The organism is Vibrio sp. 2096, from assembly GCF_033339595.1.
Lineage (GTDB): Bacteria > Pseudomonadota > Gammaproteobacteria > Enterobacterales > Vibrionaceae > Vibrio > Vibrio alginolyticus.
In genome coordinates this window covers 100,786-123,118 of the sequence record NZ_JAWOUX010000007.1, presented here as the reverse complement: position 1 = coordinate 123,118, position 22,333 = coordinate 100,786, and the positions used below count along the sequence as shown (strand labels likewise).

The 22,333-nt window shown below is 45.8% G+C and carries 21 protein-coding genes; 9 read left to right on the top strand and 12 right to left on the bottom strand.

Annotated features, from left to right (window positions below):
• Positions 1 to 26: 26 nt before the first annotated feature.
• Together R7Q41_RS14825 and R7Q41_RS14820 are read left to right on the top strand one after the other, a co-directional pair.
• Positions 27 to 293, top strand: coding sequence for a DUF333 domain-containing protein (locus tag R7Q41_RS14825; protein WP_005374023.1), 267 nt, complete (start codon positions 27 to 29; stop codon positions 291 to 293).
• 249 nt (positions 294 to 542) lie between these two features.
• Complete coding sequence (locus R7Q41_RS14820; protein ID WP_005374025.1) at positions 543 to 1,199, top strand: hypothetical protein; 657 nt, start codon at positions 543 to 545, stop codon at positions 1,197 to 1,199.
• Here the strand turns inward: R7Q41_RS14820 and R7Q41_RS14815 are convergent.
• Positions 1,189 to 2,031, bottom strand: coding sequence for a YdcF family protein (locus tag R7Q41_RS14815; RefSeq protein WP_171342658.1), 843 nt, complete (start codon positions 2,029 to 2,031; stop codon positions 1,189 to 1,191). The two genes, R7Q41_RS14820 and R7Q41_RS14815, sit on opposite strands and share 11 nt — an antisense overlap.
• Positions 2,032 to 2,162: 131 nt before the next feature.
• Between R7Q41_RS14815 and R7Q41_RS14810 the strand changes: the two genes are divergently transcribed.
• A complete protein-coding gene (locus R7Q41_RS14810) occupies positions 2,163 to 3,533 on the top strand; it encodes an L-serine ammonia-lyase (RefSeq protein ID WP_017819764.1) in 1,371 nt (456 codons plus the stop codon).
• A 121-nt stretch (positions 3,534 to 3,654) separates the two neighbouring features.
• On the opposite strand, the gene R7Q41_RS14805 is transcribed toward R7Q41_RS14810, so the two are convergent.
• Positions 3,655 to 3,891 carry a hypothetical protein gene (locus R7Q41_RS14805; protein ID WP_005374030.1) on the bottom strand — a complete coding sequence of 79 codons (237 nt, stop codon included), beginning with the start codon at positions 3,889 to 3,891 and terminating at the stop codon, positions 3,655 to 3,657.
• Between the two features lie 248 nt (positions 3,892 to 4,139).
• Between R7Q41_RS14805 and R7Q41_RS14800 the strand changes: the two genes are divergently transcribed.
• Entirely contained in the window at positions 4,140 to 5,015 is an 876-nt protein-coding gene (locus tag R7Q41_RS14800) for a LysR family transcriptional regulator (protein WP_047102796.1), read from the top strand.
• A gap of 68 nt (positions 5,016 to 5,083) precedes the next feature.
• On the opposite strand, the gene R7Q41_RS14795 is transcribed toward R7Q41_RS14800, so the two are convergent.
• The 5 genes from R7Q41_RS14795 to R7Q41_RS14775 form a co-directional block, all read right to left on the bottom strand.
• A complete protein-coding gene (locus tag R7Q41_RS14795; RefSeq protein WP_138939764.1) occupies positions 5,084 to 5,953 on the bottom strand; it encodes a LysR substrate-binding domain-containing protein in 870 nt (289 codons plus the stop codon).
• A 200-nt stretch (positions 5,954 to 6,153) separates the two neighbouring features.
• On the bottom strand, positions 6,154 to 7,134 hold the full coding sequence (locus R7Q41_RS14790; protein ID WP_065275126.1) for an OmpA family protein: 981 nt from the start codon (positions 7,132 to 7,134) through the stop codon (positions 6,154 to 6,156).
• A 454-nt stretch (positions 7,135 to 7,588) separates the two neighbouring features.
• On the bottom strand, positions 7,589 to 8,713 hold the full coding sequence (locus R7Q41_RS14785; protein ID WP_017819760.1) for a M14-type cytosolic carboxypeptidase: 1,125 nt from the start codon (positions 8,711 to 8,713) through the stop codon (positions 7,589 to 7,591).
• A gap of 113 nt (positions 8,714 to 8,826) precedes the next feature.
• A complete protein-coding gene (locus tag R7Q41_RS14780; protein ID WP_042523350.1) occupies positions 8,827 to 10,227 on the bottom strand; it encodes an FAD-dependent oxidoreductase in 1,401 nt (466 codons plus the stop codon).
• Between the two features lie 217 nt (positions 10,228 to 10,444).
• Entirely contained in the window at positions 10,445 to 10,804 is a 360-nt protein-coding gene (locus tag R7Q41_RS14775) for a DUF3316 domain-containing protein (protein WP_318144558.1), read from the bottom strand.
• A gap of 412 nt (positions 10,805 to 11,216) precedes the next feature.
• On the opposite strand from R7Q41_RS14775, the gene R7Q41_RS14770 reads away from it, so the two are divergent.
• On the top strand, positions 11,217 to 12,143 hold the full coding sequence (locus R7Q41_RS14770; protein WP_005384371.1) for a VirK/YbjX family protein: 927 nt from the start codon (positions 11,217 to 11,219) through the stop codon (positions 12,141 to 12,143).
• Positions 12,144 to 12,155: 12 nt separating this feature from the next.
• On the top strand, positions 12,156 to 12,707 hold the full coding sequence (locus tag R7Q41_RS14765; protein ID WP_318144557.1) for an outer membrane beta-barrel protein: 552 nt from the start codon (positions 12,156 to 12,158) through the stop codon (positions 12,705 to 12,707).
• A gap of 68 nt (positions 12,708 to 12,775) precedes the next feature.
• Here R7Q41_RS14765 and R7Q41_RS14760 read toward each other — a convergent pair whose 3' ends face one another.
• The 5 genes from R7Q41_RS14760 to R7Q41_RS14740 all read right to left on the bottom strand — a co-directional run bounded on the left by R7Q41_RS14760 (position 12,776) and on the right by R7Q41_RS14740 (position 18,581).
• Entirely contained in the window at positions 12,776 to 13,681 is a 906-nt protein-coding gene (locus R7Q41_RS14760) for an EamA family transporter (RefSeq protein ID WP_262583525.1), read from the bottom strand.
• A gap of 66 nt (positions 13,682 to 13,747) precedes the next feature.
• On the bottom strand, positions 13,748 to 14,452 hold the full coding sequence (gene phnR, locus R7Q41_RS14755; RefSeq protein ID WP_005374048.1) for a phosphonate utilization transcriptional regulator PhnR: 705 nt from the start codon (positions 14,450 to 14,452) through the stop codon (positions 13,748 to 13,750).
• Between the two features lie 9 nt (positions 14,453 to 14,461).
• Positions 14,462 to 16,186: a putative 2-aminoethylphosphonate ABC transporter permease subunit gene (locus R7Q41_RS14750; protein ID WP_136976314.1), complete on the bottom strand. Its 1,725-nt coding sequence runs from the start codon at positions 16,184 to 16,186 to the stop codon at positions 14,462 to 14,464.
• Between the two features lie 8 nt (positions 16,187 to 16,194).
• Positions 16,195 to 17,301: a putative 2-aminoethylphosphonate ABC transporter ATP-binding protein gene (locus R7Q41_RS14745; RefSeq protein ID WP_318144556.1), complete on the bottom strand. Its 1,107-nt coding sequence runs from the start codon at positions 17,299 to 17,301 to the stop codon at positions 16,195 to 16,197.
• Between the two features lie 269 nt (positions 17,302 to 17,570).
• Positions 17,571 to 18,581: a putative 2-aminoethylphosphonate ABC transporter substrate-binding protein gene (locus R7Q41_RS14740; protein WP_258460998.1), complete on the bottom strand. Its 1,011-nt coding sequence runs from the start codon at positions 18,579 to 18,581 to the stop codon at positions 17,571 to 17,573.
• 266 nt (positions 18,582 to 18,847) lie between these two features.
• Between R7Q41_RS14740 and phnW the strand changes: the two genes are divergently transcribed.
• The 3 genes from phnW to phnX all read left to right on the top strand — a co-directional run bounded on the left by phnW (position 18,848) and on the right by phnX (position 22,262).
• A complete protein-coding gene (phnW, locus tag R7Q41_RS14735) occupies positions 18,848 to 19,951 on the top strand; it encodes a 2-aminoethylphosphonate--pyruvate transaminase (RefSeq protein ID WP_005432490.1) in 1,104 nt (367 codons plus the stop codon).
• A 26-nt stretch (positions 19,952 to 19,977) separates the two neighbouring features.
• On the top strand, positions 19,978 to 21,357 hold the full coding sequence (locus R7Q41_RS14730) for an aspartate aminotransferase family protein (RefSeq protein WP_318144555.1): 1,380 nt from the start codon (positions 19,978 to 19,980) through the stop codon (positions 21,355 to 21,357).
• A gap of 89 nt (positions 21,358 to 21,446) precedes the next feature.
• Positions 21,447 to 22,262: a phosphonoacetaldehyde hydrolase gene (gene phnX, locus R7Q41_RS14725; RefSeq protein ID WP_054579224.1), complete on the top strand. Its 816-nt coding sequence runs from the start codon at positions 21,447 to 21,449 to the stop codon at positions 22,260 to 22,262.
• Positions 22,263 to 22,333 lie beyond the last annotated feature (71 nt).

The following is a 22,333-nucleotide window of genomic DNA, read 5'->3' as shown; positions in this document are numbered from 1 at the left end:
TCGCCCACCCCATGCGGAGATAAAGAATGAAAAAGACAAATTTAATGATGGCTATGGCTGCAACATTGGTACTGGCTGGTTGTTCAACTTACGAGGGAGCGACCCGATCAACTGAGTATACCTCCGTTGCAAATCCCGCAGCCGTATACTGTGTTCAGCAAGGTGGTGAGCTGGATACCGTGTCGGAAAACGGCGAACGTGTCACTTACTGTGTGCTGTCGGACAATGAACGCGTCGAGCAATGGGAATACTATCGCGAGAATCACAAAGAAAATGAGGGTGACAACTACTAATTATTTTTATCGATACGTCACCTTCCCTCTATCACTTAGGAGCCTTTGGGCTCCTTTTTTATTTGATTTATCAAAGTGTTCTTACGTTGTTTTTACATATCTCTGACTTTACCGCACATCGACCCTATATCGAACAGTGTTCTATTCTTGACATTCCCCTGACATAACTTTCCACTTGGACAATAAAATTCCAAACACAGATCACACTAATTCACATTTCTTCCACATTTTCTGGGACAGGTGAGCAAGATGAAAACACAAATAGTAAAAGAAGCCGAGTCAGCCCCAAGCAACGTTGTTACTGAAAAATCAAAGCGCATTATTTATAAATCGAGTTTAAACGCCTTGATGATTGTCGCTATAAGTATTCTCGTTAACCTTAGTCTTCGTCTTGATTATGTCGTGTTGGGATCAAGCCTTGGCGAGCTTTCCGTTACAGAAACGCTCCAGCTTGTGATGCTTGCTATTGCATCATGGTCGTTTTTCAGCTTATCGAAACAACAGCCTCAGCTAAAGCATGCGGCTATTTTGATTGCAGGATTTTTTGCAGTACTGATTATTCGCGAAACGGACTATTGGACAGACATGATTCATCATGGCTCTTGGGTTTTCCCAGCACTTGCTGTCACCGCACTGGCTTGCGCCAAAGCTTACCAAGGTGGTAAAGGTACCATGAACGAAATGGCGACCATTTTAACGGTGCCACATATGAAGCTATTAGTTGGTGCTGTAATGCTATTATTAGTCTTCTCTCGTTTGTATGGTATGGGCAGTTTTTGGCAACAAGTGATGGATGAAAATTACATCCGTGATGTTAAAAATATCTCAGAAGAAGGTATAGAACTGCTTTGCTACTGTTTGATCGCATTAAGCGCCGTCCGTACAAAACGCGAGCTTAATGAATAGACTCAGGATCAAAGCGACGGTTCAATGCAGTCAGTATCGGATGGAAGATACTTAATGCCTTTTCCGCAGCACCTACAGATTCATCCAAGGCCGTCATTTCGACGGCCTTTTTCATTTCTTCAATATCTTGCAAAGCCTCTTTATCAAGCGGGAAAGAGAGCAATTTGTGAATAGCATCTCTTGCGATCATAAGTGGCTTTTTTCGGACAATTGATAAATCTCGGAAAAATACGCCATGCTTTACCCCTTCTAAATAAACTCGGTAGGTTGTGAGTTCATCGAGTAGCAAGAATGTCTCCGCCATAAGCCCCTTATGTGGGTATGGCACGCTAATATGTTTGCTGATATCCAGTGGAATATTGAGAGTCACCCCCATGGATTCGCAATCGGATTTAAGTACTCGTAATAAGCCTTGCTCATCCATCAAATTCTGGATATCAATGATTCGTTCGAGGTGGTAGTCATTAGATAGCAAGATAACCTCAACCGGATGCCCCGACCATAACTCGAACAACCCACTTTTGCACAAAACTTGGGAAACATAACGCATGTTTTGAAACGTGTTCAACGACTCCGTTTCTAAGAGTATATGACGTTCAGGGAACGGATTCACAGAGTCTGCGTTTAGGGTTCTAAAATACGCGTACATCGCCTCTGCTTCAGAAACACTTTGTCCTTGCGTTACTCCGCCACAAAAAATAATCGCCGTTCGCTCTGTCGGTAGTGATGCAGTCCTACAAGACAAAGCTTCGACTCTTGTTATGCCCTCAGAGGTCAACCTGTTATTGACGAGGCGTTTACCTAAAACGATGACGATGTTGTCTAACTTCATTTTAAAATCTCGCGCTTAGTTGGCAGTGTTACAAAAATCTTCTTTCACTCCCGACCCACAAGCTTTAACATCTAGTTAACAACACTGTTCTAGAGACCTTTATAAAGGTTCACTGCTAAAGGAAGTCAATTATGCTGTCGATTTTCGATATATTTAAAATTGGTGTCGGGCCATCCAGCTCCCACACTAATGGTCCTATGCTTGCCGGATTCCATTTCACTCAGCTAGTTAGCGACTCTATGGCGAAAGTGCATCGGGTGCAAGTGGACCTTTATGGCTCATTGTCACTGACAGGTCGAGGGCACCATACAGACCGAGCCACGGTCCTTGGTTTGATGGGAAATAAACCTGATACCATCAAAATGAGCAGTGCCAAAAGTGCGCTACAAAATACCATAGACAATAATACGCTCATGCTCGCCGGTACACACCAGATTGAGTTTAGCTACGACCATGACATCGTCTTTCATAGCGACAACCTTCCCTTGCATGAAAATGGCATGACGATTACGGCATTAGACGCTGCTGGAGATCAAGTAGCGTTTGAAATTTATTACTCCATTGGGGGCGGATTCATCGCCACCGCCGACGAACTAGAGAACGGCACGCAACAAGATGAAGTCGCAGTACCATTTCCGTTTACATCCGCAGATGAGATGCTAGAAAAAGCCGAGACGAACGGTTTCAGCTTGGGAGGCATGATCCTCCAAAACGAACTCGCCTTTCGCTCAGACGAAGAAATTAACCAAAGAGCAGAGCAAATTTGGAAAGTGATGTCGCTCTGCATGCAACGTGGCTTCGATACGGAAGGGATTTTGGAAGGTGGTCTAAATGTCACTCGTCGAGCACCAAACCTTTTGAAAAAGCTCGAAGCCAACGCTGCAGTTGAAAACGATCCGATGGAGATCATGGATTGGATCAATCTCTTCGCCTTTGCGGTTAGTGAAGAAAATGCAGCAGGAGGGCAAGTCGTTACTTCTCCAACGAATGGCGCAGCAGGGGTGATTCCGGCGGTATTGATGTACTACCATCGCTTCATCAAAGAGCTCGATGTTAAACAGCTAAAAGACTTTCTCGCAGTCGCCGGCGCTATCGGCATCTTATATAAAACTAACGCGTCAATTTCTGGTGCAGAAGTGGGGTGTCAGGGAGAAGTTGGGGTTTCTTCATCCATGGCTGCCGCTGGCTTAACAGCGCTAAGAGGGGGCAGTAACGAGCAGATTTGTATTGCTGCGGAAATTGCGATGGAGCATTCATTGGGTATGACTTGTGACCCGATTGGCGGCTTGGTTCAAGTACCTTGTATTGAAAGAAATGCCATGGGAGCAATGAAAGCGATTAATGCATCGCGTATGGCATTAAAGCGCACAAGTAAATGCTTAATTTCGTTAGATAAAGTTATCGAAACCATGTATCAGACTGGTAAAGATATGAATAAAAAATACCGTGAAACCTCTTTGGGGGGCTTAGCTGTCATTCATATGGCACCGCCATGCGAATAATGGCAAGTGGTCATTGCGCTTAGCTTCTCACCATACGCTTATCTGGTAATTGTGATCTGATGATATTACATATAGAAATGCCGCGTTCTTCGCGGCATTTTCTTAACAAGAAACTATTCGATTAATCACGTCGACCACGAAGTTCAATTTTTTGAGTTGCAGCATCCGAATGGATTGTTACACCGCCATAGGCCATTTCATTGCGACCCTTCAGCGTCAATTGAGAATCTGCACGCTCTACGTCAACCTGATTTTTCGTTGCCATCGTCATATCAATCGTGCCCGTGTATGACCCATCGCCAGCAAATGCTACGTTTGTTGAGCAAACCATCAAAACAAGTGCGATTAGTTTTTTCATACATCACCTCTATTATCGTTCTTACTTTCTTTCGGTGGAAAAACTGTAACAACAGAAACGCGCTCATACGAGGAAAGCCATTATTTACCAAATGGAAATCCATGCTAATAAACTGATGTAACCAAGAATAACTTATCGTTACCTTCAATAAATCAGGGATAAGGCAGCAACTTAAATTGACCAAGCGTTGTCTTTTCTTAAGAAATTCAGCGATATGATTTGTCGACAAAAGCCAAGCGAGACAATGTATGAGCGTTAATCTGGATATTCAAAATATTTTGGTATTAAAACGGATGTATGAGTTACGTAACGTCCGGTTAGTCGCAGAATCACTCGGTAAAACGTCAGGAGCAATCAGCAAAAATCTGACAAAGATGAAAACTCAGCTCAATGATCCGCTATTCGTTCAGACCAAAAATGGCTTTGAACCAACAGCTTTTGTGGAAGCGAACATTGCGCATTTTGAGCAAATAATCAACAGTATTGATTCCATCAAACCACAGCATTTTTCACCAGCTCATTTTGACGGCTCAATCACTATTTATGCCAACACATTGTTTTGGGAGTACTTCGGTGACAAGTTTTACTTGGAGTTACTAAAGCACGCTCCAGAAGCAAAATTCTCATGTTTGCGCTGGGGTAGCGAAGCAAAAAAACGATTAATTGACGGTGAAAACGCCATTGCGATTCATTACTTTGATGAAGATCTGCCACAGTCAATTGTTCAGACCGAACTGGGGCGAGGAAAAGCGGTATTTTTTGTTCGACAAGATCATCCCGCTCAAAACTCCCAAGAGCTAGAAGAATACCCTTTTATACTTTTTAAAACGCCGGGATGGAACGACTACCGATACCCTGTGTTGGAAAGGCTCAAACATATGGGTTTTAGAACCACACCTAAAGTGGAAATTGAGCACCCAGCGATGATTCAAAAAGTGCTTTTGCAAACGAATCATTTTGGCATAACGATGAGTGGACATGTTCCTAAGGGTTGCCGAAGTATCGCGCTTCCTGCTGGGCTAGAGCTTGATGTTCGCTACGTGATGAGCTGTCGTCGCTCTCAACAGCAAGCTCCGGTAAATCAGTGGTTATTAGATGTCATTAAGCATGTCGCTCAGTCCTAGACTGATGACTTGCTACTGCTAATAATAGCCAAACCACACATGCGCTCTACTCACTCGCTGAACGAACATTAAAGACTCTGTATTAACCATTGAGCAAAGGTGTTTACGTGTGATTTTTCGGATGCTCGAACCATCATATAATGTGCACCAGAACTTGGCATATGCCAAGTTCCAACCTGGACTAATACGCCCTGTTGCAGCTCATCCTCAACAAGAAAGTCTCTTACCAACAACACGCCAAGTTGATTCATCGCAGCATGAATAGCAAGCAATGAATGCTCAAACTCGGCGACGACTTTGCTCACCTTCCCTTGATAACCTTGGTGCGCAAGCCAATCTTGCCAAGATTCATGATAACCGCTAGTACAGATTTTAGGCACTTTAGCTAACTGCGAGAGGTCATTTATCGGGTTTAAATGCATAAAGCCCGGGCTTGCGACAACGATCCAGTTTTCTTGGGTTAATCGTATGGCTTCTTGCTCTTGCCAATCTCCATCTCCGTTAATAATTTCGATATCCGCAATTGCACTGGCGTTTGGAACTGTATTAGCAGTGGTCGAGATTTTAAAGGAAATGTCTGGGAATTGTCGCTGAAAATCAGCCAATCTTGGCATTAACCACTGAGAGCAAAAGCTGTGAGCGACATGTAAGTTAACTTGCGTATTCTTGGGACGAGTAAATAAATGCTGCGTCGTGGTCGATAATGTTTGAAGCACATGATTAACCACAGGCCAGTATTCTTGTGCGGAGCAGGTCAGCGTAAGGTGAGTGCCCTTGCGCTCGAATAACGTCGCATTGAGCTGTGACTCTAGCGATTTCACCTGTTGGCTGACGGCCGCACGAGTCACATTTAGCTCCTCTGCGGCTTTTGTAAAACTCTGTAGTCGCGCCGTGGCTTCAAAAGCTCGGAGCAAATTGAGCGGCGGTAAACTTTGCATATCATTCTCCCAAACACTTGGCTGTCATGCTATGAACTGGTGATGACAAATTGATGAAGGTGCTGAGTTTACGTATGTTGAGCACATGTCAAAGCGTCCCGATATAACTATGTTTCTACACAACTACTGAGTTAGTTAAGCGGGATCAAAAAAGCCAGCGTGATACACGCTGGCTTTTGGAACTTTATCTTAAGCAGGAATTATTCTGCTTTTTCAGTTGTTTGGTATTCAAACGCAGGAACAACCACTTCAACACGACGGTTCATTTGACGACCTTGACGTGTCTCGTTGCTTGCCACTGGGTTAGCTTCACCCATGCCTTTCACTGTCATACGCTCAGCCGCAATACCTTTTGCTTGGAACTCGTCAGCAACGGCTTTCGCACGTTTTTCTGTGAGTTGCTTGTTGTAAGCAGCAGAACCTGTCGTATCGCTGTAACCCGTGATCTCAACTTGAGCTTGTGGGTAAGTATTCATCAAATCAACGGTACCAGAAAGGTTCGACGCGTCTTTCACTTCTGCACTTTCTAAGTCGAATTGTACTGTCGCTGTTGTTTGAGCAGGGTAAACGTGATCTACAATGCGTGTTGCAGGACGTGCTTCTACCACCTCTTCAACGGCTTTTTCTTGAACGACAGGCTCAGAACCAAACTTGTAGTTGAAACCGATACCGAAGAAATCTGAATCCATGTCTTCAATTACATCATCAGACATATCTTGGTAGCGTTGGTATTCAGCACGTAGGCTCCAGTTGTAGTTGATTTGGTATTCAGCACCCAGAGAGCCAGTTGGTACGAAATCTTTCTCGTCACCAGCCATCATGTATGCAGCACCAACTTTCGCGAATAGATTCCAAGAATCCGTTAGTGGTAGGTTAAATTTAGGAGCAAGCGTCAACGCCCAAAGATCACCATCAACGGTGTTTAGGCCAGGCTTTTTGAAGTTTGCAGTGAAGTCACCAAGGTAATCAACACCATACTCTGCTGCAACGTACTTGTTGAAGCTGTAGCCTAAGTGCATAGATGCTGCAAAACTGTCGTCGTCACAAGGTTCGTTTAGGTAACACGCATCGTTTAGAGAGTTGTAACCTATTTTACCGCCCATGTAAGTGTCAGCAAGTGCAACGTTTGAGATCACACCACCAGCAAGTACAGTAGCCACTGCTATAGCGATTTTTTTCATTATTCTTTTCCTTTTTCTTGTACACAAAGCAACACATCGCGGCAGCATACTGCCGTAAAATATGAAGCCGTAACTTTCTCTTTTCTTCGAATAGAAATAGCTAAATAGCGTAGGAAAGAATCAAAAATGATATTCAAACGCCAATGACGTAAAACGGAAAAAGGTAACCTCAAGACCATCTATTAATGAGCTTCATCCGCATACCCAACCGAAAAACAAAGTTCGTTGCGTTGGTTTAGCCATAGTCAATTCGTTGCGGAGAATATCACAAAGAAGCCAACTTTCTGTGACGCAAATCACCATAAAAAGCCACTTTCTCAAATTTAAGAATCATCATTTAAGCTTGTGAATGGCAACAAATTTTTACAGGGGAGCGTGGATCTGGAGAGCACAAAAAAACAGCTCATTTAAATGAGCTGTTTTCGAAATAATGAAAAAGCGTTAACTCGTCGCGCTAAATTTTATCCGCTACGGTTAACGTTGCAGCTAATACATCTTGCCCAAACAAGACACTACGCTCAGGAGACCAACCGTAAAGTGGATCTGGGTGATTGTTGTTATCTTTAAATGGCATTTCGATTGTGTAAGACAAGCATTTGAACTGCTCTGCAACCCAATTTGAACCCACCGTCAAATTCGCTTTACCAGGCTCATCTTTATCGTAACCAATCTCATCTTGGAACTCTGGCGTAATAGTCAGTAACGCTTGCTTAAATGATGTCTCTAAAGCGGCAAGATTTTCATCGTAAGAAGGAATACCTTCTGAGCCAGCGACGAAGTTATACGGAATCGCTTCATCGCCATGAATATCTAAAAACATGTCAACACCCGTTTCCAGCATGCGCTGACGCACAAGGTAGACTTCTGGGCTCTTTTCCATTGATGGCGTTTGCCATTCACGATTTAGGTTTACACCTACTGCGTTGGTACGCAAGTGACCGCGAATACCACCGTCTGGGTTCATATTTGGTACGACGTAAAGCACCGCTTTTTCAAGCAATGCACGCGCAACCGTGTCGTTTTCATCTAACAGACGTTGGATCATACCTTCCATGAACCATTCCGCCATGGTCTCACCTGGGTGCTGACGTGCAATCATCCAGATTTTCTTTTTGCCTTCTTCTGGCTCACCGAAAGTAAGCAAGCTCATGTCATTGCCATCTAGCGTATGACCAAGCGTCTCTAATTGGCAGTGGTGCGCGCTTTGTGCCATGTGTAACAAGTCTAAATGACGATCGTACGTGTATGGCGCAAAGTACGCGAAGTAAATTGAGCTGCGCTCAGGGATTACAGTGAAAGTCAGCGTGTCGCCATCGAACTCTGCCGGTACTCGGAACCATTCTTCACGATCGTAAGACGCAACCACATCGTAACCTTGCCATCCTTCTGGATAAGCCGATTTAGCCAAATCAAGCAATTTGATGGTGTGTGATTGCTCGGCTTCTGTCTCAAGACGGAAGTGGAACCACTGGTAGAATTCCGACATATTGTCGTTAGGAATTTTGAGTTGGATGTCGTTTTTGTCGTCCGCTTTCACTACGTGAATGCTGCCGCTATCGAAGTTGCTGAATACTTTCATTTTATGACTCACCTTTTAAATCTGAGCTTGAAAGACAGAGGCTAACACAAGGCTTCATCGCGCCCCAATGACTTTCACTGCAAACTGTCTCGTTTGTGGCTAAAGTCTTCAGTTTAGTCAAGCTTATCCGCTTTGCCTGCTGGTCCCGCGAGTTTTGCTAGCCACTTATCCCAGATAAACGGCGTTTTCTCGTTATCTTCTGCTTCCTCTTTTCGACGTACCGCGTTGCGCACTATCATAGCCCCGGTCCAGCGAAGCGGTTCTGGTGGGAAATACCCCAACGGTCCTTTGGCTAAACCACTGTTCGTCCACTCGTTATCGATTCCCAATATCAATGAAGATAAGATCTTTCCGCCCATTCGAGTCTGCGCTACACCATTGCCTGAATAACCAAATCCGTAAAAGATATTGCTCTGTTTATCTAGCTCGCCGAAAAAAGGGAAACCAGTAGCAGAACGATCAGAGCCCCCCGTCCATGAATAAGCAAACTCCTCGCCTCTCAAATGAGGAAACAACTTATCGAACGACTTGCGCAGTAGACCTTGGTAGCGTGTTGGCTTGTTAAACATTGCGTCGACTTGGTTATTGAAAGAAAACTGATTGCCGCCTTTCCCCAACATCAAACGGCCATCTGGCGTATCTCGGTAATAGTGGACGAAGATACGTGAATCCAACACGCTAGAACCTGCCTGCCAACCAGATAGAGGTAGTGCGTCACCAAGCGGCTTGGTGATCACCATGTCGGAAGAGACCACCACGATACTGTTTTTGAACTGTTTAAACTGCTCCACCATCCATGCATTTAATGCCAATACCACCTGCTGCGCTTGAACATTTCCTTTAGGTGTACAGACAGTGGCAGGTTTTCCATAATCTAGACGCGTCATCGGCGTGTTCTCATAAACTTCTACACCCAGATCAATAGCAACACGGCGTAACCCCCTCACTAATAATGCAGGTTGAACGCTGGCTGCAACTGGAGAGTGAAAGCCTTCTATATGTCGAGGTGAACCCGCATTGGCACGCAGTTCCTCCACCGAGCAACGACGCCAACTGTTCACTTCTAATCGCTTTAACTCGTCCACAACTGGCTGCATTCCCCCAGTTTGAGCCTGATTGGTTGCAGTGTAATAAACCCCTTTCAAAGATAAGTGCGCATCAATGTTGTGCTGCTGACAAAAGTCGTCAATCTCTAGCACTGCTTGTTCCGACTCTTTTACTAACCAAGCAGCATGTTCTTCACCGAATAACCGTTTCAATGTCGGAAACTTGGTAGACCAAGTCAGCATACAACCGCCGTTTGCGCCCGATGCACCACTGCCACAAAGGCCTTTTTCAATCACGACTACCTTTTTTTCCGGAGATTGCTGCTTAATCATAATCGCGGTCCAAAGTCCGGTGTATCCGCCACCAACAATCGCAACGTCAGTATTAATGTTCTGCTGTAACGGTTGTGGCGTTTCTGGTTGCTCAGCTTCAATTGCCTGCTTGAACCAATATGAATGATGTGTCATCGGGTATCCTCGTTAGTGCGTTACATCCATTTCCGCAAACACTTTACAAACGATGATGACAATCAACGAGCAAGAAAATCTAACGCTGAGCGATAGAAAATGTTGCACTGAGAGTGTGAAAATTTTCGCTTTCGACAAAAAAAATGGGGAGCTCGTGGCTCCCCAAAACAAACAGCAAAAAATATTAGTGGTAAACAATTCAAGTCCGTCTTACTGGTTAGTATTTACCGGTATCACGCATGCGGTACTCGTATTGAACATTGAGAATAGGCTGGTAAACAACTTGCCCGTCACTTTGCAAGAACTCATTTACCATGACTTTTGAGTCAGTGATAGAAAACGATTGGCGATCAACATACGTTGTAAGGCTCGTAAACTCATCACGGAGTTGTCCAGATGATTTATTTTGGTAGCTTTGGATCATGTCTCGGCCCATTTCATAAGCCGCTTGTTTGCTATCCATTACGTCGCCATGGATAGTTTCGGTATCGTTTGTCCACTGATAACCACTAGCAAGAGCCATAGAAGGTGCAGCAATCAGAGCAATCGTACTTGCTAAAGCTGTTAAGCGTTTCATAAACCTCTCCTTACTTACCTTTACATCGGGCCAAAATTGGCTCGATACTTATAAGGTACGTATAAAGACCTAAAACACGTCAAAACAATTTCAAATAATGTTCAATTTTCGTTCAACTTATTTCACATTAACTTAGCAACTCAACGTCATATTCAGCCGACATTCGCATTTTCTTTCTTTTGAACAATGGGTTTCAACCTGACACTTCCTTACCAAACCATACAATACCTAAGGTCAATTTTCTCTTAGAATTCCAGCAAAAGAACAGTGTTCAAAACCTTACACAAACGTCGGACACAGCAAAAACCACCTCTTTTCAGTCGTGCTTTGCATTCCTCCTTTTCGGGTTCTTCGCTGCTCGTCCGTCGGTTCTTAATTGTCGCTATTGAGCACAAGTTAATCTGGAGTGAAAATGACCGCGAACAAATCCATTTTTTACCATAGCAAATCGATTTACTCAGATGATTATGCTGATGTCTACAAGCCAATTTGGACCTACAGAGCTAAGTTCATCTTACGTGCGCTTTATTACAAACGTGCATTTAAGCACCTTTCAGACAATATTGAATCTTCATTGTTAGAGTTGCTTTGTACGCGTACACACCGATTCCTAGAAAAACCGTTTCGCCCGTACATCATCAAGAATAACTCCGCCTTTGATCGCTCCAACTTGGTGGTTGATCACTATAAAACTATTTCAGAACTGTTTTCTAAACAAACAATCGAAGAAATCTACACAGACTCGAAAGGCCTAACATTAGCCTCTTTTGAAATTGACGAAATACTGTACTCGGTGAGATTAGTATACGAAGCACGTTATCAAAAAGAAGGCGACATGAGCCTAGTGCTGCACAGCGCTGAAGATGGCAACTTCTACACGCTCTCTTTTACGCTAGGTCACATCGAATCTGGACGCAGCATTATGATTGGCGGCTTACAAGGACCGCGAAGCAGTGAAGAAAACAACGCGAAAATTAAAAAGCTAACCCGTAAGCTTTACGGACAGAGACCAAAAAGCTTGATGGTGAGCTTGCTCACTTTGCTCGCACAAATTTGGGAAGTAAATACGATTCTAGCAGTGAAAACGCAGTCCCATACATACGCAGCTAAGCGCTACAGCAAAGGGCGAATCAAAACGGATTACGATGCACTCTGGCAAGAATTGGGCGGCACCGAATACAATCGTCATTTTTACTCAATTGATGTAAATGCACCCCGTCGAGATATCGAAGGCATGTCGCGCTCTAAGCGTTCGATGTATCGTCGCCGTTATGAATGGCTAGACAACACCAAGATCACTTTCGAACAAATATTAAAAGGCGAGCAAGCTAAAAGCTAAGGAGAAACGTTCATGCGTTATTTATTCATTACTGCTTTAGTGCTGTCGGCTTTTTCTTTGTCAGCCAATGCAGAAACCAGTGAGCACATCATAGGTACAAACATTGGTTATGGCGATGTGAACTACGATGCTCCGACAAGCAAAGAATCAGGCGACATGTTCTTAGGTGAAATATATTACCGCTACATGCCAACACATAACTTTGGTATCGAAGCAGGTTATAAAGGCGCGTTTGACGGTATCGGCTCGATACTCGTGAGTCCGATTTCAGAAGTCACCGATACGAGCTTCTCCGGACCTCGCTTGAGTGGCTATGCTAGCTATCCTCTGGGTTCAGGTTTCGAACTGTACGGCAAGGCAGGTGTCACTCTCTACACTCTCGAATACACTTATAAAGTGAACGGTCAGAGCAAGAACATCGAACACTCAAGTGTCGGAGGTGAAGCGGCTGGCGGTATCGGCTGGAGCTATAAACACTTTGGTTTGAATGCAGAATATGTGTACTCAAAAAACAGCGATTTTGACTCTAACGGCGTGATGTTTGGTGCGCAACTGCGTTTTTAAACAAGGCTTACAAGTTAATACAAAAGGCAGCGAGAGGCTCATTCGCTGCCTTTTTTCGTGAATATAGGTCAATACGCAAGCGCGAGAATGATCCCCGCCACAATCGAAGTAACGCCAAGCCCTCGGGTGAGATACCATTTCTCAGACAGAAACCAAATCCCCATAAACAATCCAAACACAATGCTGATTTGCCTTAGTGCTACGACCAAGCTAACGTTGTCTGTCATGGTCATCGCAAACAGCACCAAGCCGTAGGTGGATGCCATCATTACCCCTGCCATGCTGGCTGTTTTGCGGATCTGCCACGCTGTCTTAATCTCATCTGGTTTGCCCGTAACTAAGCACCACACAAGAGCAGGAATACCAATTGCCCAAAACTGCACGCCCAAGTAGAAGATTGCACTGTACTGATCATTCAAGATCTCTGATGCTTGTCCTGTGAGTAAACTCAGCGCTTCTTTGTCGACCACCGAGTAACCCGTTGTGCCTATTGCGGCAATCAATGCCCAGAACACACCAACGTTCAAATAGGAGCCCAATGTCATTTGACGAAAATTCGTCAGTGGCACCAGCATACAACCAAGGGTAATCAGCAAGAACCCAAGCCACTGCTGACTGGATAATTCATGCCCCAATGCCACACTGATTGCGCCGACCATCATCACAGGCAGTGCCCGAGCAATCGGATAAACCACACCCACGTCTGCGTGCTTATAAGCGACAATCAAACCGACTAGATAGACCATTTGTGAAATGCCGCTAATGAACAGCAATCCCCAAAATTCACTCGGTAATGATGTCCAACCAATGGTCGCCAAATACCAAATCAAATAAGGGGTAAGAATGAAACATGCAGAAAAGCTGGCCGCCATAGTAAACGCGAGTCCAGAGCCAGAGTTGCTTTTACCAAGGATATTCCAACCCGCATGGAGAACAGCAGAAAAAACGACGAGACCAATCGCCAACAAATCCATTTCAATGTTCCTGTCTGAATAAAATAAAGGCCCCGAGATGGAGCCTTAGATGATGAGAAAATCCACTTAACGATTGAGTTCCGCCAGAGATTCAATGCTGATGGCATCGTGTCGCCAATACTCGATATCGCAATCAATCAACTCACCGTGCTGGTTGTAGTTGATGCGCTCCACCACCATCGCGGGAGTGCCAGCTGTCGCGCGCAGTGCCTGAGCCATTTCACCCAACAAAGTGCTCGTTGAAATGCGGTAGCGAATCTTTTGATACGTCACGCCATAATGCTCGCGGTAAATGTCCGTCAGTGAATTTGATAAATCGTAGTCCAACAGGTTCGGAAACAGCTCTGGACGAATGTAGTTTGTTACGAATACCACAGGTCTGTCTTCAAGGTATCGCACACGGTCGACTCGATACACATCCGAGAAAGGCTGCAAGTCTAGCAAACGCGCGGCTTGTTTGTTTGCCAACGTTCCTTTTGCTGCAACCAACTCCGTTTTTGGCACACGATTTTGCGCTTTCGCCATGTTCGGGAAGTTCAGCGTTTGCGTTGGGTCGTAACGCAATGGCTCAGGTGAGATAAACCAACCTCGGCGATCTTCGCGATAGATTCGACCTTCCGCTTCTAGCAGTGATAAAGCTTCACGCAGAGTGACGCGTGTAGTATCGAACGACTCCGCCAACTTACGCTCTGCTGGCAGTTTTTGACGCGGCGATAGCATGCCCGCTTCAATCTGTTCAACAATCGAATCTTTAATTTTTACGTATTGCACGAAGTGTCCTTATCTTTTGCGCCAAGCTTGTGTGCGATTCTCTAACAATTTACCCAAAGTCATCTGAACAATCTTCGCAATTGCGGCAGCCATCATAATCATCACAGCCATTGCCGCTGCAGCGCCAGTTTGACCTGCATCGTCCATATTCAGAATCGAGACCGAAGCCGGAATCGTATCGGTTGAGTAAAGGAATACTACCGCAGAAGTGGTGGTCAATGCATTAACAAACAAGTAAGTCGCAATGTCCAAAATCGCAGGTAAACACACAGGTAATGTCACTTTAAAGAACAACTTGTATTGAGGAAGCTTCACCGATGCTGCTGTGGCTTCAATCTCCGATGGCAACTGCTTTAGCGCTGCCAGGGCGGTCATGTGACCCACTGTGTAGTAATGCACTACCGTGTTAATCACCAAGAATGCCATGGTGCCATAAAGTACGTTCAGAGGATTGTTCGCATCGTTGAAGTAAAAGATGTAACCCAAGCCAAGCACCATACCCGGAACCGCCATTGGCACCACGCTAAGCATTTGCATCACCTGACGAATTGGACCAAACGCACGCCCTTTCTCAATGCAGTAAGCGCCGACAAAGATGATGGCTGTACCAATAACTGCCGTCCAACCTGCCAACGTTAGCGAGTTAAAAAATGGACTCCAACCGTAAGTGCTCATTTCAGCAAAGTTGTAGTTGTTTAGCGTCAACGCTTTGTTCCAAGGCCAGAACGTCACTAACGAGCCATACACCGCCATACCCAAAACCGCCAGCACTGCGATAGAAATGATGCTGCAGTAAACCAAACAAATGCTGTCGCGCGCTTTGTTGGGTTCTGGCTGATATGGCACCGAGCGAGTGTCAAATAAGCTCTTTTGCTTTTTCTGTACCCAGCGGTCTGCGCCGAATGCCATTACCGCAGGAAATAGCAGCATAATGCTGGTCACCGCACCCATGGCAAAGTTTTGCTGTCCCACAACTTGCTTGAAGATGTCAGTCGCCAGAACGTTATAGCTGCCACCAATCACTTTCGGCACACCAAAGTCCGTGATAACCAGTGTAAAGACGACGATAAGCGTACTGATCAAACCGTATTTCGCCGCAGGTAACGTCACCATAAAGAAAGTTTTGATTGGTGAGGTTTTAAGTGCGCGGGCTGCTTCATACAAACGGGCATCTGAAGTGCGCAGCGAAGTGGTCAAAATCATCAATGCATGAGGAAAGGTCCAGAAAATCAAACCCATCGAGATACCAATCACGCCGTAAATCGAGCTTCCTAACAGCATCTCTTTGGCAATGCCTTGATTACCGAAAAGGAAGATTAAACTGATCGCTGGTAGCAACGAAGGCGCGAGAATCGGCGCAGTACCTAGGATTTGGAACAAACCTTTAAACGGCATGCATGAACGAGTCAGCGCGTAGGCATAACCAAACGCAAGCACACCGACTACCGAGGTCACAATCACGCCCAAAGTGAAGGTATTACCCACCGACACCCACAAGCTTGAAGAAGAAAAGTACGTCGCAAAGTTTGCCAATCCGACAAATTCGCCATTGGCATTTTGCACACTCTTGGTCAACATTGCCCAAAGCGGCATTAAGATGAACAGCACCATCATGGTCGACAAGCCAGCGAGCAAACCAAACAACACAAGGTTGTCGCGGCTAACACGCCCGAGTAAGGATTTTGCTTTGTCTTGTGTGGTCAGGCTATTCATCGTCATTGTCTTCGCATCCATGTTTACACCTACGCCGCTAGCGCTTTATCAACCGAGGGCACGGCGTAACCATGCAGCCCTTCTTCAGCAAACTGGATGTAACGTACATCGCCCGCCTTGATATTGAGTTTTTGAACCGTTTCCACAGGCACATCCACGACGATGGTTTTCGTTGAGCTGTCGTTTTGCAATACGCAATCAATGCGGAAAAACGCCCCAAGAAACTCGGTTGCGGTAACTCGTACTGGTAAAGAGTTGGTGTAGTTTTCAACGAACTTGATGCTTTCAGGACGCACCGCAAGGTCGAAGCGGTCACCGCGTTGGATCTTACGATTAGTCAAGCTTGGCGCTGGCATCAGGGTTTCTGCAATGCGTACCTGCGAATCCGTTGCGGCTGAGGTTTCAATAAAGTTCATGCTGCCGACAAACTCAGCAACAAAGCGTGTGGCTGGTTGTTGGTAGATTTCTTGAGGTGTGCCAACTTGCTCAATCACACCATGGTTCATTACCACGATACGATCCGCCATTGACAGCGCCTCGTCCTGATCGTGCGTAACCATGATGGTGGTGATGCCCAGCTTACGTTGCAGCTTGCAAACCTCATCACGTAAGTGAACACGTACTTTTGCATCCAGCGCTGACAGCGGCTCATCCAATAACAATAAACCCGGAGACAACGCCAATGCACGAGCCAAAGCAACACGCTGTTGTTGACCGCCAGAAAGTTGATTAGGGAATTTCTCGCCAGAGGTTGGAAGACCAATGGTTTCTAGCCAGTAATCCACCTTCTCTAACGCTTCTTTGGTCGACATACCTTGGTTTTTCAAACCCACCGCAATGTTCTCTTGCACAGTTAGGTTCGGAAACAGCGCATAAGATTGGAATACGATGCCGAAATCGCGCTTCTCTGGTGGTAGGAATGTGGTCTCTTGACCGTTTTGAAAAATCGCACCAGACGTTGGCAAGTCTAAACCTGCAATGGCACGTAGCAGAGTGGTTTTACCGCAGCCAGAAGGACCAAGAAAACAAACAAACTCGCCCTTTTCAATCGCTAGCGAGATCTTCTTTAATGCAGTGAACTGTCCGAATTGCTTCACTACATTTTCGATATTTAGGTAATGTTGGTTAGTTGACATAACACACGCTCCAGATGGTATATACCAACTTTAGTTTTGGAGTATTACGTTCCAATGACAAATTTATAGCCAGAAGATGACAAATAGATGAAGAGAAGCGAAGTTTGTTTACGTGACAATTAGAGATTCCCAACTTTCTTAAGTCCGTCATTCCAGCGAACCTAGGTGAGACTAGGAATCTACTTTCAGCAAACTCTGAAATAACAGAGAAAACAAAAAATCCACCTCAACCGAGGTGGATTTCAGTATTCCACTCAAAGCAAATTCGATTAAGACTTTGGTTCTGATTTCGCGTCGAACTTCTCAGACCATGCCGCTAGAATCTCTGCACGCTTGCTGCCCATTTGCGCGAAGTCCATCTTCACCATGTTCTCTTGAACGTTCGGGAAGTTAGACACAGTCGCTTTCACTTCTTTATGTGCAACCACTGGGTACATTTCTACGTAAAGCTCGTTTGCTGCTTTAGAGATTGACCAGTCGACAACACGTTTCGCTGCATCAGACTCTTTTACTAGACCAACGGCTTCTGATTCCCAGCCGATGCCTTTTGGTGTGATCACCGCTAGTGGTGCACCTTGTGTTTTCAGCTTCGCGCCGCGGCTTGCCATCGAGATACCGATAGCCACTTCACCCATACCCGCTTGAACACATGGCTTAGAGCCAGAGTGCGTGTAGTGTGCAATGTTCTTGTCTAAGTCACGCATGTAATTCCATGCCTGATCTTCACCCATGTTTTGTAGCCAAGCAGAAACCTGCATGTAGCCAGTGCCTGAAGACGCTGGGTTCGGCATTGCAATGTGACCTTTGTAAACCGGCTTCGTTAGGTCTTCCCAAGACGTTGGTTTCGGTAGGTTAAGTTGTTTCGCTACCGCTTCGTTGAAACAAACTGCGTTAAAGAATGCATCGTTACCGAACCAAGCTTGGTTTGATTGAGGGTCGTTTAGGTTCGCGTGCAGCTCTTCCAAACCTTTTGGTGTGTAAGGCTTAAGAAGACCTTCATCTTTAAGCAGTGCCATTGACGAGCCAGCAAGACCCCAAACCACTTCCGCTTGAGGGTTGTTCTTCTCTGCCAGCAATTTCGCCGTCATGATACCAGTGGAATCGCGAACCCACTTAATCTTGATATCTGGGTTATCTTTCTCAAACGCAGACTTGTATTTCGCAAGAATGTCAGTTTCGAAAGCGGTGTAAACCGTGACTTCCTGTGCTGCCATTGCATTCGTAGCTAGCAGAGAGACAAGTGCAGCCAGCGATCCTTTCATCAAACGGTTTTCCATCATTTTCTCCAGTTAATTTGGCTAAGTTTTCATTTGGTCTGTACCAGTTGACGATATACACCCTACTGAGTCTTTGTGACGAAATCATGACCATTAAATGGCAGTTTTACGAAAATTTGCGATGAATAATCGTTCAATTGATCCGCCATTTTCTGGATATTAAAGTTTTATGAAATTGGACATTCGCCTATTTACTGCCCTTTTCTTCCTCGCTAGAGTGAACTCGAAATTTGGTGTAGACCAATTAGCCTATTCTGATGGAAATCGAGATGAAAAACGAATACCTACTACTGACTCCAGGTCCTCTATCTACTTCTGAAACAGTACGTGAAGCCATGCTAAAAGACTGGTGTACTTGGGATGATGAATACAACAAAGACATTGTAGAAGTGATCCGCACTAAGCTTGTAAAACTGGCGACGGAGCAAGACGGCTACACCAGCGTACTAATGCAAGGTAGCGGCACCGCATCAGTAGAAGCAACGATTGGCAGTGCCATTGGCAAAGATGGAAAATTGTTGGTTGTCGACAACGGTGCTTACGGTGCGCGTATCGCTCAGATCGCTGATTACCTAAATATTCCATGCCATGTAGTTTCCCCAGGCGAAACATCACAGCCACACTTGAACGAGGTGGAAACTGCATTGGCATCGGATCCTGCGATCACACACGTGGCGATTGTTCACTGTGAGACAACCACTGGCATGCTGAATCCAATTGAGGCATTTGCTTCTGCGGCAAAAGCACACGGTAAAGTCGTGATTCTCGATGCCATGTCGAGCTTTGGTGGCATTCCTATCGATATCGCAGAGCTAGGCATCGATTTTATGATCAGCTCTGCAAACAAATGTATTCAAGGCGTACCGGGTTTTGGCTTTGTGATTGCGAAACAAACTGAGCTAGAAAAGTGCCAAGGTCAGGCGCGTTCTTTGAGCCTTGATCTTTACGACCAGTGGCACTGTATGGAAGTGAACCACGGCAAATGGCGTTTCACGTCTCCAACGCACACAGTTCGCGCTTTCTATCAAGCATTGCTAGAACTGGAACAAGAAGGCGGCATTGAGGCTCGTCATAACCGCTACCAAACTAACCAGAAAACACTGGTTGCAGGTATGCGTTCTTTGGGGTTTGAGCCGCTACTGAGTGATGACCTTCACTCGCCTATCATCACCTCTTTCTACTCTCCAACTCACAGTGATTACCAATTCAAAGCGTTCTACACGCGTTTGAAAGAGCAAGGCTTCGTGATTTATCCGGGTAAAGTATCGAACGCAGATTGCTTCCGCATCGGCAACATTGGCGAAGTTTACCCAGCAGATATCGAGCGCTTAATCGGTGCAATTGAAAAAGCAATGTACTGGCAAGTTGCGTAAAGCAGCCTTCTGATTGAGAAAGCGTTATGACTCAGAATATCAAACCGCCCCATCTCCGCAGCGAAGGCGATGTCAACACGACACCAGCGCGCCAAGCTTGGAATGCATCGATGGACGACGAAAGCACGCAAGCATTATTGAAGCGTGATTCGGAGGTCTTTCTTCATCAAGCCATGTCGACGCCTTGCTTAGATACCTTGGAAGCAGCAGAAGGCATCTACATCCAAGATGCCACCGGCAAAAAGTACATGGACTTCCATGGCAATAACGTCCATCAGCTGGGCTACGGTCATCCGCATGTGATTAAACGTGTGCAAGAGCAAATTGCCAAACTGCCGTTTTCACCACGTCGTTTTACCAATGAAACTGCGATTGAATGTGCCGAAAAACTCACCCAAATCTGTGGCGGCGAATTGAACCGCGTGCTGTTTGCTCCGGGTGGCACATCTGCGGTTGGTATGGCTCTTAAATTAGCACGCCACATCACGGGCAATTACAAGGTGGTGTCGCTGTGGGATTCCTTCCACGGCGCATCATTGGATGCCATCTCAGTAGGTGGCGAAGCGTGTTTCCGCCAAGGTATGGGACCATTAATGGCAGGTGTTGAGCGCATTCCACCAGCCGTGTCTTACCGAGGCGCTTTCCCAGTAGAGGACGGCAGCGACGTGCATTACGCCGATTACCTCGAATACGTGATTGAGAAAGAAGGCGGCGTGGGCGCATTTATCGCAGAAGCGGTTCGCAACACGGATGTTCAAGTGCCGAGCAAAGCCTACTGGAAACGCATCCGTGAAATCTGTGACAAACACAATGTCATGCTGATCATCGACGACATCCCTAACGGTATGGGTCGCAGCGGTGAATGGTTTACCTACCAAGCCTACGACATCGAGCCAGATATGCTGTGCATCGGTAAAGGCTTGGGTGGTGGCTTAGTGCCTATCGCAGCCATGGTCACCAAAGACAAATACAACACCGCCGAGCAAATCTCCATGGGTCATTACACTCATGAGAAAAGCCCTATCGGTTGTGTTGCAGCACTGGCAACCATGGAAGCCATTGAACAAGACGGCTTGCTAAATAAAGCCAAAGCCGACAGCCAGTTCATGCGTGAAAAGCTGCTAGAGATGAAAGCCAAATACCCAGTGATTGGTGATGTGCGTGGCATCGGCATGTTATGGGGCATTGAACTGGTCACCGACCACGAAAGCAAAGCACGCGCGTATGACGAAGCGGAAGCTGTGCTGTACCAATGCCTCAACAACGGAGTGAGCTTCAAGGTATCGCAAGGTAACGTGATTCAACTCAGCCCACCGCTGATCATCACTCACGAACAGCTGATAGAAGCGTTGGCAATTTTCGAAGAAGCGATCGCCAAAGTGTGCAAAGACTTTAACTACTTCTAGGGTCAATAGACCTCAACAAACACCAATTGATTCAGAGCGCGGTTCCAATGTGTAGGCAGCGCTCTGGCAAGCAAGAAAAAGGATTGAACATGAGCAACTCACCAATTCAAGCAGTGATCTTTGACTGGGCTGGCACTATCGTCGATTTCGGCTCTTTTGCGCCAACCAGCATCTTTGTGGAAGCATTCAAACAAGGCTTTAATTTTGAAATCGACCTTGAAGAAGCGCGCGAACCAATGGGTCTTGGTAAGTGGGAGCACATCCAAGCAGTGGGTCGCATCCCTGCGGTTGATAAGCGTTGGAATGAGAAGTTTGGTCGCTCAATGACCAGCGAAGACATCGACGCTATCTACGCAGCATTTATGCCTCTGCAAAAAGCAAAAGTGGCTGACCATGCAGAGCCTATCTTAAATGCGATTGAAGTTGTGAACAGTCTGAAAGACAAAGGCATCAAGATCGGTTCTTGTTCTGGTTACCCTCGCGAAGTGATGGATGTACTGATTCCTGTTGCAGCGGATTACGGTTACAAGCCAGATTACGTAGTAGCAACGGATGACCTACCGCAAGGTGGTCGCCCTGCACCATTTATGGCACTGAAAAACGTGATTGAGCTGAATGTTACCGACGTTAATGCGTGTATCAAAGTGGATGACGCCGCACCGGGTATCGACGAAGGTCACAACGCCGGTATGTGGACCGTTGGCTTGCTGCTTTCTGGTAACGAAGCAGGTCTAACGTTTGAAGAATACCAAGCTGCGGACGGAGCAACACTTAATGCTGCTCGTGAAAAAGCACGTGCAAAATTGCTCAAGAGCTCGCCGCATTACCTAATTGACACCATTGCTGACTTCCCAGAAGTGGTTGCAGATATCGAACGTCGCCTAGCAGCAGGTGAGCGTCCTTAGCCGACAGTCACTATTCTCACGCATAAAAAAACCTCTCAACATCGAGAGGTTTTTTGTATCACGTATTAGTT

Bases quoted from the DNA above. Each gene is read 5' to 3' on its own strand.
- R7Q41_RS14825 (WP_005374023.1), top strand. From the start codon at position 27: ATGAAAAAGACAAATTTAATGATGGCTATGGCTGCAACATTGGTACTG.
- R7Q41_RS14820 (WP_005374025.1), top strand. From the start codon at position 543: ATGAAAACACAAATAGTAAAAGAAGCCGAGTCAGCCCCAAGCAACGTT.
- R7Q41_RS14815 (WP_171342658.1), bottom strand. From the start codon at position 2,031: ATGAAGTTAGACAACATCGTCATCGTTTTAGGTAAACGCCTCGTCAAT.
- R7Q41_RS14810 (WP_017819764.1), top strand. From the start codon at position 2,163: ATGCTGTCGATTTTCGATATATTTAAAATTGGTGTCGGGCCATCCAGC.
- R7Q41_RS14805 (WP_005374030.1), bottom strand. From the start codon at position 3,891: ATGAAAAAACTAATCGCACTTGTTTTGATGGTTTGCTCAACAAACGTA.
- R7Q41_RS14800 (WP_047102796.1), top strand. From the start codon at position 4,140: ATGAGCGTTAATCTGGATATTCAAAATATTTTGGTATTAAAACGGATG.
- R7Q41_RS14795 (WP_138939764.1), bottom strand. From the start codon at position 5,953: ATGCAAAGTTTACCGCCGCTCAATTTGCTCCGAGCTTTTGAAGCCACG.
- R7Q41_RS14790 (WP_065275126.1), bottom strand. From the start codon at position 7,134: ATGAAAAAAATCGCTATAGCAGTGGCTACTGTACTTGCTGGTGGTGTG.
- R7Q41_RS14785 (WP_017819760.1), bottom strand. From the start codon at position 8,713: ATGAAAGTATTCAGCAACTTCGATAGCGGCAGCATTCACGTAGTGAAA.
- R7Q41_RS14780 (WP_042523350.1), bottom strand. From the start codon at position 10,227: ATGACACATCATTCATATTGGTTCAAGCAGGCAATTGAAGCTGAGCAA.
- R7Q41_RS14775 (WP_318144558.1), bottom strand. From the start codon at position 10,804: ATGAAACGCTTAACAGCTTTAGCAAGTACGATTGCTCTGATTGCTGCA.
- R7Q41_RS14770 (WP_005384371.1), top strand. From the start codon at position 11,217: ATGACCGCGAACAAATCCATTTTTTACCATAGCAAATCGATTTACTCA.
- R7Q41_RS14765 (WP_318144557.1), top strand. From the start codon at position 12,156: ATGCGTTATTTATTCATTACTGCTTTAGTGCTGTCGGCTTTTTCTTTG.
- R7Q41_RS14760 (WP_262583525.1), bottom strand. From the start codon at position 13,681: ATGGATTTGTTGGCGATTGGTCTCGTCGTTTTTTCTGCTGTTCTCCAT.
- R7Q41_RS14750 (WP_136976314.1), bottom strand. From the start codon at position 16,186: ATGGATGCGAAGACAATGACGATGAATAGCCTGACCACACAAGACAAA.
- R7Q41_RS14745 (WP_318144556.1), bottom strand. From the start codon at position 17,301: ATGTCAACTAACCAACATTACCTAAATATCGAAAATGTAGTGAAGCAA.
- R7Q41_RS14740 (WP_258460998.1), bottom strand. From the start codon at position 18,581: ATGATGGAAAACCGTTTGATGAAAGGATCGCTGGCTGCACTTGTCTCT.
- phnW (WP_005432490.1), top strand. From the start codon at position 18,848: ATGAAAAACGAATACCTACTACTGACTCCAGGTCCTCTATCTACTTCT.
- R7Q41_RS14730 (WP_318144555.1), top strand. From the start codon at position 19,978: ATGACTCAGAATATCAAACCGCCCCATCTCCGCAGCGAAGGCGATGTC.
- phnX (WP_054579224.1), top strand. From the start codon at position 21,447: ATGAGCAACTCACCAATTCAAGCAGTGATCTTTGACTGGGCTGGCACT.